This is a genomic window from uncultured Kriegella sp., assembly GCF_963975415.1.
Taxonomy (GTDB): Bacteria; Bacteroidota; Bacteroidia; order Flavobacteriales; family Flavobacteriaceae; genus Kriegella.
Genome location: NZ_CAXBGN010000007.1, coordinates 15,032 through 30,026, shown reverse-complemented (window position 1 = coordinate 30,026; position 14,995 = coordinate 15,032). Strand labels below are relative to the sequence as shown.

Sequence of the window (14,995 nt, the reverse complement as noted above, 5' to 3'; positions counted from 1 at the left end):
GATTCAAACGAATCCGCTCCTTTTTTTTTACGTAAGAAAACTTTCAAGGTCTTAAAATATCTGTATATCGGTCTTTGTAAGAAAAAAGCATAACGATGTTAAAAAGAAGCAGAACTACAGCACCCCAAATTGAACCAGGTTCTAAAAAGGCATGAAACAATATGGCGTTTATTGATATAATCATTAAAATGATCATCATTAGTGCTCCGAATTTGTTTATCAAAAGGGAAACACCGGCAAGTATTTCGACTATTGCCACCACATTAAGGGTGTTTGTGCTCATGAGTGCCGAGAAATAATTCATGGCAGCCTCTGACATTTGGGCCGCTGGCATAAAGTGTAAAAACTTATTGGCACCAAATGTTATAAGAAAAAGACCAAAAACGATGCGAATTGCTAAAGAAAATGTAGGATTCATGCTTTTGTATTTTTAGTTGTTGTATGTTAAATTAATAAAAATAACAATGCATTGTTGTGAATTTCTTAAAAAATACTTATTTAATTTGTAGTCTAACTCCTTCACTATGGCTGCTGTATTCGGGTGCATACATGCTTTGAATGGTGGTAATACCATTGCTGAAATCTCCTGAGTTGTTCACGCGTAAATCATATTCGAAGACATATACACCTTTCGGTAGATAATCAAAAAAGAAATTTGTACTAACGTCTTTGGTGCTTTCATAGTAACCCAGACCATCTTGCCATTTGTATTGTGATAATACATTTATAGGTTCGGTACCAGCAGAACGCATGTCTTTCATATGAACAAATTCCATAGAGCGGTCGACTTGTAGTGTTATTCGTATACGTATTAGGTCACCTACTTTTAGTGTGGATTGAGAGGTTATTTCTGAGATTTCCTCGCCAGAAGCGGTGTTCTTTTTGAGGAATAGTTTCTTTTTCAATTGCAAAGGAGTTTTTGCGGAAGAGATTTTATCTAAATCTTCAAAATACTGCCAGTATAGGGTGCCCCATGTGATGCCCTCACCTTTTTTATCAAGTTGTATCTTTGCCATTTCATTGTGTACCTCATTACTGTTCCAGGTGGTTTTAAAATACCCAGAGCCCGCTTCAATTTTTATATCTTCCGATTGGGATGGGTCTATTTTTTTTTCACCCACTTGGAGATTTACGGCATTGGTAACCGCAAGCCAATCGCCACCTTGGAGCAAGAGTGCATAAACGGCATCGGTGGTGGCTTTAGTCGAATTCCATTGGTTGGTCTTTTTTTGTTGTAATAACCAAATTTTGAGATTGTTTATGGTGGTTTTGTCATTTGTGAGTTCTGAAAACACTTCGATCATTAAGGCTTGGGTCTCAACTGGTGCTTGGTGCCAGAACCAAGAGTTGGTATTTTCTTTCCAATACATGCCCAACTCTTCCGAACTGACGCTATTTTCTTTGAGCGACCGTACGATTTTTTTGGAAGTGGTATCGTCACCCATACGATTCAAGCTTAAGGCTAACAGCCCTTTGGCGTAGAGATTTTTCTTGGGCCAATATTTTTGGGCTTGATTTTTGTAATAAGCCATTGCGTCAATTACGGCGTTTGATTTCGGAATATCTTTGAAAAAACTGCGCATGTACAGGTAATGTAACTGTGTATGGCTTAAATGGTCGGCTTCTAGATTTATGGCTTGTTTTTTCATTTGATCGAATTCATCAACAAATTCTTTGTCGAGAAATTGTAGTGCCTGTTCGATTATTTCTTGTGCATTACCATTCGTTTCGGTCACACGTAATTGTTTTAAATGCCCTAGCCCTGAAATAATATGTTGGGTTATGAAGCGATTTTCGCGTCCGCCGTTAAACCATGCCCAGGCTCCCGATGACATTTGATTTTCTTTAAGTTTATACAAGGCATCGTTTTGTTCGCTTCTCATTTTATTGAGGTCGAACAACAAAGCGATGCGCTTCTTTTGCTCTGTTTCCGATTGGGCATCGCGCAGCCATGGGGTTTCTTGAATCAGTATTGATTTTAATTCCTGATTTTTTTCGAGATTACTCAGTAAGGCTTTCGAATTTGACCACTGATCAAAAACTTCGCGAATTCTCGGGTTATTGTTGGCTATATGACTGCCCAAAGTGTTGGCATAGTATCTCGAGAAAATTTGTTCATTGCAATCGTACGGATATTCCATTAAATAAGGCAGTGCCTGCACAGCGTACCACGCGGGGTTAGAAGTGATTTCAAGTGTAAGTTTATGGTTTCTCAGTGTAGTCGAATTATTTTCTTGTAATTTTTCAAGCACAAAAGTTTTGGTCTGGTTGCTACGTACCCACATGGGTAAGGTTTCGGTGACCAGCATTCTATTGGTTAAAACAGGTAGTACATTTTGTTCCCCATCACTAAAACTCCCTGTTTTTGCCGTAATCGTATACTGAATACCTTGAAGACCCTCGGGGATTTTTAATCGCCACGATACTTGCGTGTTGCCTAGAGCGTCTACTGTAAAAGGTTGTTTTGCTATTTCTTCCGAAGGAGCGAGAATAATCAAGTCTTCCGTAACATCTTTGCCTGTGACAACATTGGTCAATTGCAAATTTGATTGTCCTGAAAGTACTTTATCCGTTAGGTTGGCAATTTTGGAGCTGATTACGATTTCATCGCCTTCCCGCAGAAATCGTGGTACGTTGGGAATGACCATTAAATCTTTTTGAGTAACGGTCTCGAAAGTGGTTAAGGCGTGTTGTAATGTCTTCGTATGGGCCAGCAGCTGTAGTTTCCATCGGGTCAAGGCTTCCGGCGTGGTAAAACTAAAGGAAGTATTTCCCTCGGTATCAGTATGCAATTGTGGAAAGAAAAAGGAGGTTTCCTGGAGGTTTTTTCGAATCTGAACGGTACCGGAAGCTTTATCTGTTTTTTCGTTGGTGGCTCCTGCGACATCGCTTTTTTCCTGCTCGCCATAACCTATGGTTACGACTTCATCTAAACTTTCTGATTCAGGAGCCATCATCCCCATAGTAGGAGAAGTTTTTCGCACGGCCATGGTATTGTATAACCGTTCTCGGCCGTAGCCAAAGTGGAACCCGAACCAATTAAAACTGTCAAACCCCTGAAATTTATAGGTATCTGTAGTTTTAGAATATGTTAGAAAGGAACTGGTTCCGTAGCTTTGATTGGCATTGCTGTAAATGGATGAATAATAATTGGGACGGCAATTGGGGTCGAAACTCCAATTATGCTCTCGGAAGGCATCGAGTGAGGCATCGTACATACTCGCCAATACCTCGGAAGCTACTTTATCTCCCTTTGGTCCTTTTATTTTAAAAGTCCATGTTTCTTCTGTGCCTGGCTCTAGTTTATCACGAAAAGTAACGGTCTCTATTTCGAGATCTGTAGCAGGGTAGGGAACAAAAATAGGAACCGTGCCCGACTCAAAGGAATTAAAGGCAGAAAAGCTGTAGTTGACGGCAAACCCACCTAAATCATCAGGGTTTACTGGTATGCTTAAGGTCTTGGAGCCCTCGCTCAGAAGAACGGTTCGACTATCGACGATTTTTTGGTTTTTTTCCACAAATATCGATACGGTAAGATTTATGGCACTGCTCAACAATGTAACTTCGACCTTGTCACCAATGTTGTACTTCGGTCGGTCCGTTTTTATTTGGAACAATTGATAATCGGCCAATTTTTTGTCCTTACCACTGAATAATCTTGTGTGGGCCGCATCTTTTACTATTTGACCGAATTTATCTTCGGTTTCCAGCTCGATTAAATAATTTCCAGAGGACCATTTTTTGGTGTTGTTCAGTATAACTTTCTTCGATTTTTTTGTGTCGAATTGAACTTCCCAGACCAATTTTCCCTTTTCCCAAGTTGTGGGGTCATGTTCGTTTTCAAAGGCATCGTGGGGATAAAGTGTTTTGAATTCTTCCCTTGAAAAACCTTTATAATCGGGGGTAGGCCAAGGTCTATTTCGGAGCACTATACCAGGCCCTTTTAATTTATACATTTTCAGTGTTCCCCTTGCGGGAACAAACTGCCCGTTAAGATTAGTGGTCGAAATCGTGAGTTCGGTATTATCTTTGTCTTTGTTCAAAGTGTCGGATACTCCGATATTGGCGGTTAGGGTATGATAGCCTACTCGAACAGTGGTATTTGTGCTATGGGTTTCCCCATTGATATCGGTTACATCGGCAGTGATTTCATAAGTGAAAGTAGGCTGTGTTTTGGGGTCTAGGCCGGCATCTGGTATGGCTTTGAACTCTATGTTGTAATTGCCTGAAGCATCGGTAACAGTTTCACCGTGGGCGATTTCTTTGGGAACCCCGTTATGCTGGGGGCGACCCCAATAATACCATCTCGGAAAGTATACTACGCGTTTTACCCTATAGCTTACTTTGGCATCGGTGATATTGCTTCCTGCGTAGGCAATAGCTTTTCCATCTAATGATATACGATCATTTACCTTATAAGTTTCAGTCACTGGTTGAAAAGAAGTTTCAAACTTTGGTCGCTTGTATTCTTCTACCGAAAAAACTGTATTCCCATGAAGATTAACTGCTTTTGAGGTTACTTCCATCGAAAAATTTCCTGTAAGTCCTGCCGAGGGAAGAAGAAATTCCCCGCTAAAAGACCCGAATTCATTGGTGATGAATTCTTGCTTGCCGACCTCTTGGCGATTTACGTCATATAGAATTACTGACACGGTCGTGTTCTCTAGTACGGAAGAAGCGGCCTTATTTTTTTTGATGGCTATTCCCTTAAAATATAATGGTTGTCCGGGTCGGTAGATACTTCGGTCGGTGAAAAGAAAGGATGTATAATTCGTTCTTGGGGTACCGTTGTCCTGTTTCTGATTGACATAGTAATCTCCGAAATAAGCCGTGTCTCCTTGGTAGGTAACCTCGGTCTTGACATTGGTCCAATAATCATTATCCAGTAAGATTGCTGCCATTCCCAATTCGTCAGTAGAAAAAGTATCGGTTAGCTCGGGACCATTATAGTTCTTTCGGTAAGTGAATTTAACTTTTGCCCCATGTATTGGGCTGCCATTGGTTCTATCTATCACCTGGAATTTATGATATTGCGGTGTGCGCGTTTCGACGAGCGCCAAATCTGTCACTTGTATCGGGCTATAGGCAAAATCGGAATCCGAACCACTTTCCGGTATTGCCAAAATCAAATATTGCCCATTAGCCAAAAGCGGAACGGAAACTTCCGTTTTATGTGATTGATAATCTTTTTCGTTTTTTAAATCGACACCCCATTCCTTGATTCTTTTTAATTTTTTGATGTAGGCCAATTTCATGGGCTCGGGGTAAAGTGTATTCAGATGCCGTAGCTCATTTTGCGAAATGGCATAGACGGATAGTCGCAGCCCATCATGATTCTTGTAATCGACCAATAATCGCGATGGTCTATTAACCGGTATGTGCCGTTCGGTAGTCAGTTGAAGGCTTTCTTTTGTTATTTCCGCTCGTAGGGCGCTGCATTTTTTGGCACCCCTACTTTCAGGGAATTTGGCAATAATTTCTTGGCAAATCTCCAACGCCTCTTTCTGTTTCCATCGGTGCTCTTCATTAACATTGGGGATATACTTATTTCCCCATTGCCGATACAAGGAGGCTATTTCATAATTATAAAGCGCTGAGACTTCACTGTGCGATAGACTTTGTGCCGCCTGCTGCAAAACATCGAGATAAAGCTGGTCTTTATCATCGAATGTAGCGTTCTCATGAATATATCTTAGTCTTTCGGTATCGACCTCGACAAGCGCATCCAATTGCGCATCAGGGAAATGAGATTGTATCAGTTGTTGGTAGACTGCCAACGCTTTTGCCTGAAGCGAAGTGCTGTCTTCAGTATTGATTTTTAGTTGTGTAAATTCATAGGCGCCGCACAATATTTCCGTGGAGGCGATTTCAAATTTTTCAGCGGGTCGGGTAATAGTATTTTCGGCGGTCTTATAAAATTGGAGAGCCGTATGGGCCAAAAGGTCGAATAGGGTGGGGCGGTAGGTTTTAGAACCTGGATGTTCGTTTAAAATATCTTGAAAACTGGAGGTGTCCAATTCTTGAAGCCCTTTGGGGTTTTCGAGAGATTTATCGAAATGGATGCTAATTTCCTCGAATAAAGTGGTAAGGTCCCATGTTCTGAAATCGGTACTGTTTCGCTGTGTAGTTTTTGTTCTGGCGTAAAATTTATAACGATTTTGTTGAAAATGCTGCCAATACAAGTTAGCCAAATAACTTTCTAAAATGTTTTTGGTCGGAAATTCTGTATTTTCAATTTCCGCTCTAAAATCACCAATAATCTTCAATTGACTATCATCCTCTAAAGTCATGGCATATTTTGAAGAATATAAAAGGGCTTTGATTATTTGCGCCGAATTGTTTTCTTTTTTGGCCCTTTCCGAAATTGATTGCACAAGTGTCAGTGCAGACTTGCTCAGAGCTTGATCTTCGAGCTTTTGCACCTTTTTCCAAAGGTCTTCGTATGATTCACTATGTTGTTGTGACTGCGTCATTTGTGAAAACAGGATTATGGTGAACAGTGTTGCTATATATTTCATCATCAGGGGTATTTAAGCCATGGCGAAGTCCTTTTCGGATGCCGGTCGTATAACGTAAAATTACGGAACAAATATGGTGCCGATTGCTTTATTGCTCAATAATAAACGAGGGAAGCAGTGCTTTGGGTTAGGGAGGTGTTTTCTAAGTTAGGCGAAATAGCTGCTACATGCTTTTCAGCAAGCCACCGTCGATCGGTATGTTTGTGCCTGTGATATAGGCTGCTTTTTCTGACGCCAAAAATGCAACTAAATGACCATATTCTTTGGGGTCGCCGATGCGGCCTACCGGTACTCTTGCTTCCATTTCCTTTAGCACCTCTTCTGGGGTAACCCCCATTTTCTCCGCTTTTTTGGTGTTGAGTTGGGCTATACGGTCAGTATCGAAATAACCTGTGAGAACATTGTTCACGGTAATTCCGTATTGGCCCACATCAGATGCCAATGTTTTTGCCCAAGTAGTTACAGCCGCCCGAATGCTATTTGACAACGCCAAGTATGATAAGGGTTCTTTGACAGATATCGAAGCTACGTTTATAATGCGCCCCCATGCATTTACTTGCATTTGCTTGAGCGCGAGTTCACTGGTAAAAACTACGGTTTTGAAGAGCAAATCAAACGCATCTTGATAATCATTTACGTCTTTTTCCAATGCTCCGCCACCTGAGGGCCCCTGGGTATTATTAATGAGAATATCGACTGCATTGTTTTCGAAATAGGCGGAAATCACTTTTTTATATCCTTCGAAATCATTAAAATCAACCAAAAGATATTGATGTTTTTGTCCGTCTGCTGTAGGCAATTTCGATAGTATGGCTTTTAATTTATCTTTATTTCGAGCCATTAAGGTTACAGTAGCCCCACTTTCTGCCAATTGTTCCGCTATGGCCCTTCCGATACCACTACTACTTCCGCCAATAAGCGCTTTTTTATTTTTCAAAGATATATTCATAGCTATGTATGTTGACTATGCAAGATAAAAATAATCTGCCCATTAAAGAAGCAGTTTGCGATCACCTTTTCAATCTGTATCTTTGGACTATAATTTTTTTCCATGCAAATTCATTTTATTGCCATTGGGGGAAGTGCCATGCACAACTTGGCCCTCGCACTTCACCATAAAGGGTATACTATTACGGGTAGCGACGATGTAATTTTTGAGCCTTCAAAATCGCGGTTGGACGATAAAGGATTGTTGCCCGAGGAGTTTGGTTGGTTTCCTGAAAAAATACATTCGGGCCTAGATGCTATCATATTAGGCATGCATGCCAAGGCGGATAATCTTGAATTGGTGAAAGCAAAGGAATTGGGAATGACAATTTACTCCTATCCCGAGTTTCTCTATGAGCAGTCGAAGAATAAAACCAGGGTTGTCATCGGGGGTAGTCATGGTAAGACGACGATAACCTCGATGATTCTTCATGTATTGAATTATCACAATAAGCCGGTCGACTATATGGTAGGTGCCCAGTTAGAGGGGTTTGACCGTATGGTACATTTGACCGAAGAAAATGATTTTATTGTTTTGGAAGGGGATGAATACTTGTCTTCCCCAATCGACAGACGACCTAAATTTCATTTGTATAAACCTAATATCGCACTTTTGAGCGGCATTGCCTGGGATCATATTAACGTTTTTCCCACTTTTGAAAATTATGTAGAACAGTTTCAAATTTTTGTAGACAGTATCGTAAAAGGCGGAAGCATTACCTATAACGAAGAAGATTCAGAAGTAAAAAAGGTTGTTGAAGCTTCAGTGAATGCCATTAGAAAATTACCCTATCAAACTCCTTCTTACACTGTAGAGAATGGTGAAACGTTTCTGGAGACGCCTGAAGGGGCCATGCCCATTGAGGTTTTTGGAAGGCATAATTTGAGCAATCTCGCCGGCGCTAAATGGATTTGTCAAAATATGGGTGTAGATGAAGACGATTTTTATGAAGCCATCGCTACATTTAATGGGGCTTCAAAGAGGTTAGAGAAAATTGCCGAAAATAGAAATTCGGTCGCCTATAAGGATTTTGCCCATTCACCAAGTAAAGTCGCAGCTACCACCAATGCGGTGAAAGAACAATACCCGGATCGTAGGTTGATCGCTTGTCTTGAACTTCATACCTATAGCAGTTTCAATGCAGAATTTTTAAAGGAATATAAAGGGGCTTTGAACGCCGCAGATCAGGCTGTCGTCTTCTATTTGCCTGAATCGGTTAAAATCAAAAAATTAAAGGAGGTGACTCCCAGGCAGATTTCAGACGCTTTCGAGCGCGACGATCTGAAAATTTTTACCGATGCAGCCTCATTTCAAAAATTTCTTTTTGATCAAAAATTCGATAACAGTACACTGCTGTTGATGAGTTCGGGCAATTATGGTGGCCTGAACCTGGAAGAATTTACCAAGCATTTTACGGGATAGCATTTTCTCAGGCATGTTCGTGAAGTTAGTTTTTTGAAAAATATCTGCTTTTAGTATTGATTGTTTCGTTCAATAGATAGCTATGGGGTTTTTGACGCTGCGGCTCTTGTTAAGGCGTAATTCTAAACTATTAGCCCTTTAGTTAAACTCAGGTGTTCGAACCGATATTCCAAACTTGCAGGCAATTGGCTATATTTACGCTATGCAAGAAAAACCAACATCTTTCTCTATAAAACACTGGTCAGATGATGATAAGCCCAGGGAAAAGTTGGTGTATAAAGGGAAGTCTGTGCTTTCGGATGCCGAGCTTATTGCTATTCTCATTGGTTCTGGAAGTAGAAACGAAAGTGCAGTGGAACTATCAAAGCGCATACTGGCTTCGGTCAATAATAATTTAAATGAGTTGGGGAAACTCTCCATAAAACAATTGATGCAATTCAAGGGGATTGGTGAGGCGAAAGCGGTGACAATAGCAGCAGCACTTGAAATAGGAAGACGAAGAAGGGGAGAAGATGCTGTGAAAATAACTAAAATAAGTAGCAGTCGCGATGCATTTGAATTATTGCATTCAACAATGGGCGAGTTGCCACACGAAGAATTCTGGATTGTCTACCTAAACAACGCAAATAGTGTTTTACAGTTGTCGCAACTGAGCAAGGGCGGCTTGACCGGCACATTGGTCGATGTTCGAATTGTGATGAAGCAAGCCTTGGAACTTGGGGCCGTTGCTTTGATATTGGCACATAATCATCCGTCTGGCACTTTAAAACCAAGTGCCGCCGATAAACAGATTACCCAAAAGTTGAAATTGGGTGCTGAAGCTTTGGATATAAAAGTTCTTGATCATTTGATCATTACCCAAAAGGATTATTTTAGTTTTGCCGATGAAGGAGTGCTCTGATAGACGGTAGTGAAAATTATTCCTTACCAATTTTCGGTAAAGTACCAAATGAAAGCTCTTGATTTTTTTAACTGGAATTTTAATTTTCGACAATTATGTTGCTGATCTATACCCATAAAATAACGCCCCGTTTTAGCTATATTATGAGGCAACTGTTTACGCGGATTTTAGGTATAGAGGTGTCGTATTGTACTAAGGTAGAAGATTTTATAAAGCATACTGGCCCTAAGATAACCTATACCAAGCAACCCTTGCAGAACGAATTTTTTGTGAGAAGCAATGATTTGTTGTTTGAACAGGGTATTAATGACTTTCGAATTGTTATGGGCGATTGGGAGGGCACTCCCTGTTTCTTTTCAGCAGGGGAACGAAGTAATATTCCTTTTGATATTTTTGCTGCCAGTTTTTTTCTGCTGAGTCGTTATGAAGAATATTTGCCCCATGTGAAAGATATTCATGGTCGATTTCCTCCCAAGGAAAGTCTGGCATACCAGAATGAATTTCTACAACAACCGGTAGTCGATATTTGGATGCTAAAATTGTTAAAGAAGTTGATTGAGCGATTTCCTGATATCGAATATACTGCGAAGACTTATAGATATACTTCGATTGTTGATGTTACTACCTCACACTGTTTTGCTTATAGGGGCCTTGGTCGTAGTTTGGCGGGGCTGTTTCTTGATTTGGGAAACCTAAGGCTGAAAAGGGTTGCGCAACGGGTCGGGGTATGGTTCAATGTAGGTAAAGATCCCTATAATAATTTTGATTACCTTGTAGAAACGCATAAGAAATTCAGCGTAAAGAGTATGTTTTTTTTTCAATTTGCCTCGTACTCGACTTATGACAAGAACGTGTCGCCCAATAATAACAATTTCCGTTTTTTGATTAAGTACATTGCCGATTATAGCTTGGTGGCTTTGTCAGCATCCTATAGTTCCTTTCAAGATGTTGAGCTATTAAAAAAAGAAAAGAAAAATTTAGAAGCCGTAATCAATCGCACTGTAAGCTACTCTAGACAACGCTATAACCGGGTTGACGTTCCTGAAACGTACAGAAACTTGGTCGATGCTGAGTTTACCGATGATTATACCATGGGTTACACACATGAGGTTGGCTTTAGGGCAGGTACCTGTAATCCTTTTTATTTTTATGATATAACTATGGAGATTCAACAACCTATCAAGGTTCATCCGTTCGCTGTACACGATTATGCATTTATAAACACAAAGAGTAAAGCGGCCATTTTAGATCAGGTAAATACTTTATATCATGAAATAAGAAAGGTGAACGGCAATTTTGTGCTCATCTTTTCAAATGAATTGTTGGGGGGTGATGCAAAGTTGGATTGGAAAGACTTGTATCAAACAATAATTACAAAATATCATGTTTAAGAATGTAGTAACTGATGTGTTTTTTGATTTAGACCATACACTCTGGGATTTTGACAAGAATTCGGCCCTTACTTTTGCAAAGATTTTTAAAGACAACGGAATTGATGTTGATTTGTCGGATTTTCTACAAGTATATGTTCCTAAAAATTTAGCTTTTTGGAAATTGTATCGGGAGGAGAGAATAACAAAGGAGGCCCTGCGTTACGAACGCCTTAAATCAGTTTTTGATGAGTTGACTTATACGATCCACGATGATACGATCCATACCTTATCAGAAGATTATATTACACATCTGTCCTCATTTGATCATTTGTTACCTTACACAATTGAAGTATTGGATTATTTGAGCCCCAATTATAAACTTCACATTATAACCAACGGTTTTAACAAGATTCAAGAGAAAAAACTGAAGGGGTCTAGAATACATGGCTATTTTGACCAAGTTATCGACTCTGAAATCGCAGGGGTCAAGAAACCCAACCCACTTATTTTTCAAATGGCCTTGGAACGAGCCAATGTGCAAGCTCAAAATGCCTTGATGATAGGTGATAATATAGAGGCCGATATATTGGGGGCGAGGGCCGTTGGCTTTCATGTAATGCATTTTAACGCACATAATGAACCAATGCACGAAATTTGCCAAGTGATTCACGATTTACGTGAAATAAAAACCTTTTTATAGAGTTATATAACCGTAGCACCCTTCCATTTTCGATTCGAAATCGGTGTATATCGCGCATTATTAAGATGAAAAGTTTCAGAACCTATTTAATTGCAAGTTTTGTATTGGTCTTCCTACTGAGTTCTTGTATGGAAGAACAAAACTTCGATCAATACGAAGATCTTAGATTACGTCCGACCTATGAGGCTAGTATATTGTATATTGAAGCACCTGAAAGTGCTATAGATGCCGTGTCATCGACAACCTTTTTTTCAAGGGATTTTAATTTTGACGCTTTTTCTGAAAGTGTTTTTGCCGAAAGGGTTCGCAGTGGAGTAATTACCTATGAAGTGGAGAATACGACCAATAGAGAGTTTGATCCAATTTTTGTGGAGTTTTTGGATGAAACCGAAAATGTGCTGTATACAGAAAGTTTTTATGTGCCGCCAGCCCCGACCGCAGTTTTACAACGAGAGATTACTTTTGGCCCCGGTGGTGAAAATATAGATATTATACGAAATACTTCAAGCTTTCGGGTAAGCGCCACGGTTGGTGCTGATTCAAGCACTTCTGATTTGTCGGATCCTAAAATCACCTTAAAATCGAGTGGTAAATTTACCGTTGCCTTAAAATGAGATTCCAAAAGACCTTTTTAGCGACCATTTTACTGGTATGCGGCTATGCCCATAGCCAAAATAAACAGCTCTTATATGATTTTGGGGAAGTTCCACAATCATTGATGGTCAATCCCGGTACAAAAATAGATTTTAAGTGGTACGCGGGTATTCCAATGCTTTCCGGTATTTCACTCCAAGCAGGGTCAAGTGGAATTTCGGCGAATGATATTTTTGCAGATGACGGTCTCGATATCAACGATAAGGTGCGGGATCGGGCAATCGGTGGTATGAAAATCAAGGATGAACTCAGCGGAACCTATCAGGTAGAATTGTTAACCGGTGGGTTTCAGGGTAGAAATCCCAATAATTTTTATTCCTTTGGTATTTATAACGAAGGGGATGCCATTGGGTATTGGTTCAAAGATTATGCGATTCTCGCTTTTGAAGGTAATGCTGATTATTTGGATAAAAGATTTGACCTAGGTCATTTGAAGACCCGGGGAGAAATGATGAATGTTTTTCATTTTGGCGTGAACAAACGTATGGATGATGGCTTGGTTCTAGGGCTAAGGGGCAAGCTATATTCAAGTATTTTAGACTTCAATTCAACGGGTAACCGGGGCTATTTTGTAACTACAGAAGGGCAGAACAACCTTTTGGCAAGTACCTTGAATGCCGATATGCAACTTAGAACTTCGGGACTCAATGCCTTGGAAAATGCTCAGGATGAGGGGAATTTAGCCTCTACGATTGTTAAGCGCGGTTTTTTTGGTGGCAATTTGGGGGTGGGACTGGATTTTGGTTTTTCCTATAATATAAATGAGCAACTTGTTGTAACGGGCAGCCTTTTAGATCTGGGGTTTATTTATCACGCCAACGACGTCAAGAGTTATACCTTAAATGGAAGCGCTACGGTAGAGGGAATAGAGATTATTCTGCCCAGTGCCCTGTCTGATTCCGACAGGGATTTTTGGCAAGATTTTGTTGATGAGGTAGACGCCCTAGTGCCCTTTGAAGATAACTCTGAGAGTTATATTGCCTTTAGGCCAACAAAATTATATGCGTCATTAAGGTATAACTTTGGTAAGCCGGTGCGATCAAGGTTAGACTGTGATTGTAATTATTCAGTGTCTAGCAATAAGGGTAGTTTAAAATATGCAAACGGAGTAGGGGCGCAAATTTACATGATAAATAGGCCTAGAGGCCCGCAAACTGCACTTAGCGCTTTTTATCATCGGCGATTTGGTAACATTATGGCAGCAAAAGCTACGTACACGGTAGATAAGTTCTCTCTTACAAACGTAGGTTTGGGTGTTAGCATACAGGCCGGACCCGTAAATTTATATCTTATGGCCGACAACCTTCTGGCCTATCAAAATTTGGCGGCTAGCCAGTATACTTCTTTTCAGTTAGGATTAAATATCATATCTTGGGGAAAGAATTGATATTTTGAATGCAGCGTTGATACCTTCATTTCAATTTATATAGAAGGGCATGCTTTTTGAATACTTGAATGATAAGTATATCGGAAAGATGTTTTTTGTTGATACATTGCATCTTACCAAATATATTCTTGATTCAATGTTTAGTTTTTAATATACTAGCGTGGTTTATAATAATCCAGCTTTTAAATGTACCCCTATATGAAAAAAATGTTTTTTGCGATACTCCTTATCGGAGGTTTTGTTGGCACCGTCAGTGCCCAATTGAATAATTATAAATATATTATAGTTCCCAAAAAATTCAATGAATTTAAGAAGGAGAATCAATACCAGACCAGTACGTTGGTAAAATATTTATTTGAACAGAAAGGTTTTAATGCCTTGTATGGGGATGAATTGCCCGATGAGTTGAACAGCAATAGGTGCTTGGGTCTTTGGGTCGATTTAATTGATGGTTCTTCTATGTTTACGACCAAAACTAAATTGGTTCTTAAAGATTGCGCAGAGAAAGAAGTCTTCGCTACCAAAGATGGTAAAAGTAAGAATAAAGAGTTCAAGGCGGCTTACAGCGATGCCATTCGCGATGCTTTTGATTCATTTAATACTGTTAACTATGTTTATGACGGTAAAGATAATTCGCAAAAATCAGCCCCAATAACCGTTAATTTCAAGAACGATGTAAAAAAATTGGAAGAGAAGAAAGAGGTGGTCGCTCAAAAAAATAATGAAAATGCGGCTGTTATTAAACAAGAAGCATCAACGGCACGACAAACCTATAAAAGTGTCAAGCCCGTGCAATCTGATATTAAGAAAGTGGCAGCCGCTACCGGAACGCTTTATGCGCAAAAACTACCAGAGGGCAATGGGTATCAATTGGTAGATAGTACGCCCAAAATTCTGATGAAAGTTTATAAGACTTCAATGCCAGACTATTATTTAGGAAAGAAGGACGGTACTGATGGAGTGTTGCTAAAAAAAGACGGAAAATGGATTTTTGAATATTATGAGGATGGTGTTTTGAAGGCTGACGAGCTCGACATTAAATTTTAATAATT

General features: G+C 39.9%; 10 protein-coding genes. 7 read left to right on the top strand and 3 right to left on the bottom strand.

What is annotated here, in order from left to right; translation table 11 throughout:
- Window positions 1-43: 43 nt before the first annotated feature.
- From AACZ88_RS15760 to AACZ88_RS15750, 3 genes are all read right to left on the bottom strand, one after another.
- On the bottom strand, window positions 44-418 hold the full coding sequence (locus tag AACZ88_RS15760) for a DoxX family membrane protein (protein WP_339712065.1): 375 nt from the start codon (window positions 416-418) through the stop codon (window positions 44-46).
- 76 nt (window positions 419-494) lie between these two features.
- Window positions 495-6,521 (bottom strand): MG2 domain-containing protein, encoded by a 6,027-nt coding sequence (locus AACZ88_RS15755; protein WP_339712063.1) that lies wholly within the window; start codon window positions 6,519-6,521, stop codon window positions 495-497.
- Between the two features lie 160 nt (window positions 6,522-6,681).
- A complete protein-coding gene (locus AACZ88_RS15750; RefSeq protein ID WP_339712062.1) occupies window positions 6,682-7,467 on the bottom strand; it encodes an SDR family oxidoreductase in 786 nt (261 codons plus the stop codon).
- Between the two features lie 102 nt (window positions 7,468-7,569).
- Here AACZ88_RS15750 and AACZ88_RS15745 point away from each other — a divergent pair, with 102 nt between their 5' ends.
- From AACZ88_RS15745 to AACZ88_RS15715, 7 genes are all read left to right on the top strand, one after another.
- Window positions 7,570-8,928, top strand: coding sequence for a Mur ligase family protein (locus AACZ88_RS15745; RefSeq protein WP_339712060.1), 1,359 nt, complete (start codon window positions 7,570-7,572; stop codon window positions 8,926-8,928).
- 202 nt (window positions 8,929-9,130) lie between these two features.
- On the top strand, window positions 9,131-9,829 hold the full coding sequence (radC, locus tag AACZ88_RS15740; protein WP_339712058.1) for a DNA repair protein RadC: 699 nt from the start codon (window positions 9,131-9,133) through the stop codon (window positions 9,827-9,829).
- Between the two features lie 95 nt (window positions 9,830-9,924).
- Window positions 9,925-11,220, top strand: coding sequence for a polysaccharide deacetylase family protein (locus AACZ88_RS15735; RefSeq protein WP_339712056.1), 1,296 nt, complete (start codon window positions 9,925-9,927; stop codon window positions 11,218-11,220).
- Window positions 11,213-11,902: a YjjG family noncanonical pyrimidine nucleotidase gene (locus AACZ88_RS15730; RefSeq protein WP_339712055.1), complete on the top strand. Its 690-nt coding sequence runs from the start codon at window positions 11,213-11,215 to the stop codon at window positions 11,900-11,902. Before AACZ88_RS15735 ends, AACZ88_RS15730 begins: the two co-directional genes overlap by 8 nt.
- A 65-nt stretch (window positions 11,903-11,967) precedes the next feature.
- Window positions 11,968-12,516 carry a hypothetical protein gene (locus tag AACZ88_RS15725; RefSeq protein ID WP_339712054.1) on the top strand — a complete coding sequence of 183 codons (549 nt, stop codon included), beginning with the start codon at window positions 11,968-11,970 and terminating at the stop codon, window positions 12,514-12,516.
- The gene (locus AACZ88_RS15720) at window positions 12,513-13,943 is read left to right on the top strand and encodes a DUF5723 family protein (protein ID WP_339712052.1); all 1,431 of its coding nucleotides are present in this window, start codon (window positions 12,513-12,515) and stop codon (window positions 13,941-13,943) included. The genes AACZ88_RS15725 and AACZ88_RS15720 overlap by 4 nt, the downstream gene beginning before the upstream one ends.
- Before the next feature lie 198 nt (window positions 13,944-14,141).
- On the top strand, window positions 14,142-14,990 hold the full coding sequence (locus tag AACZ88_RS15715) for a hypothetical protein (RefSeq protein WP_339712050.1): 849 nt from the start codon (window positions 14,142-14,144) through the stop codon (window positions 14,988-14,990).
- Window positions 14,991-14,995 lie beyond the last annotated feature (5 nt).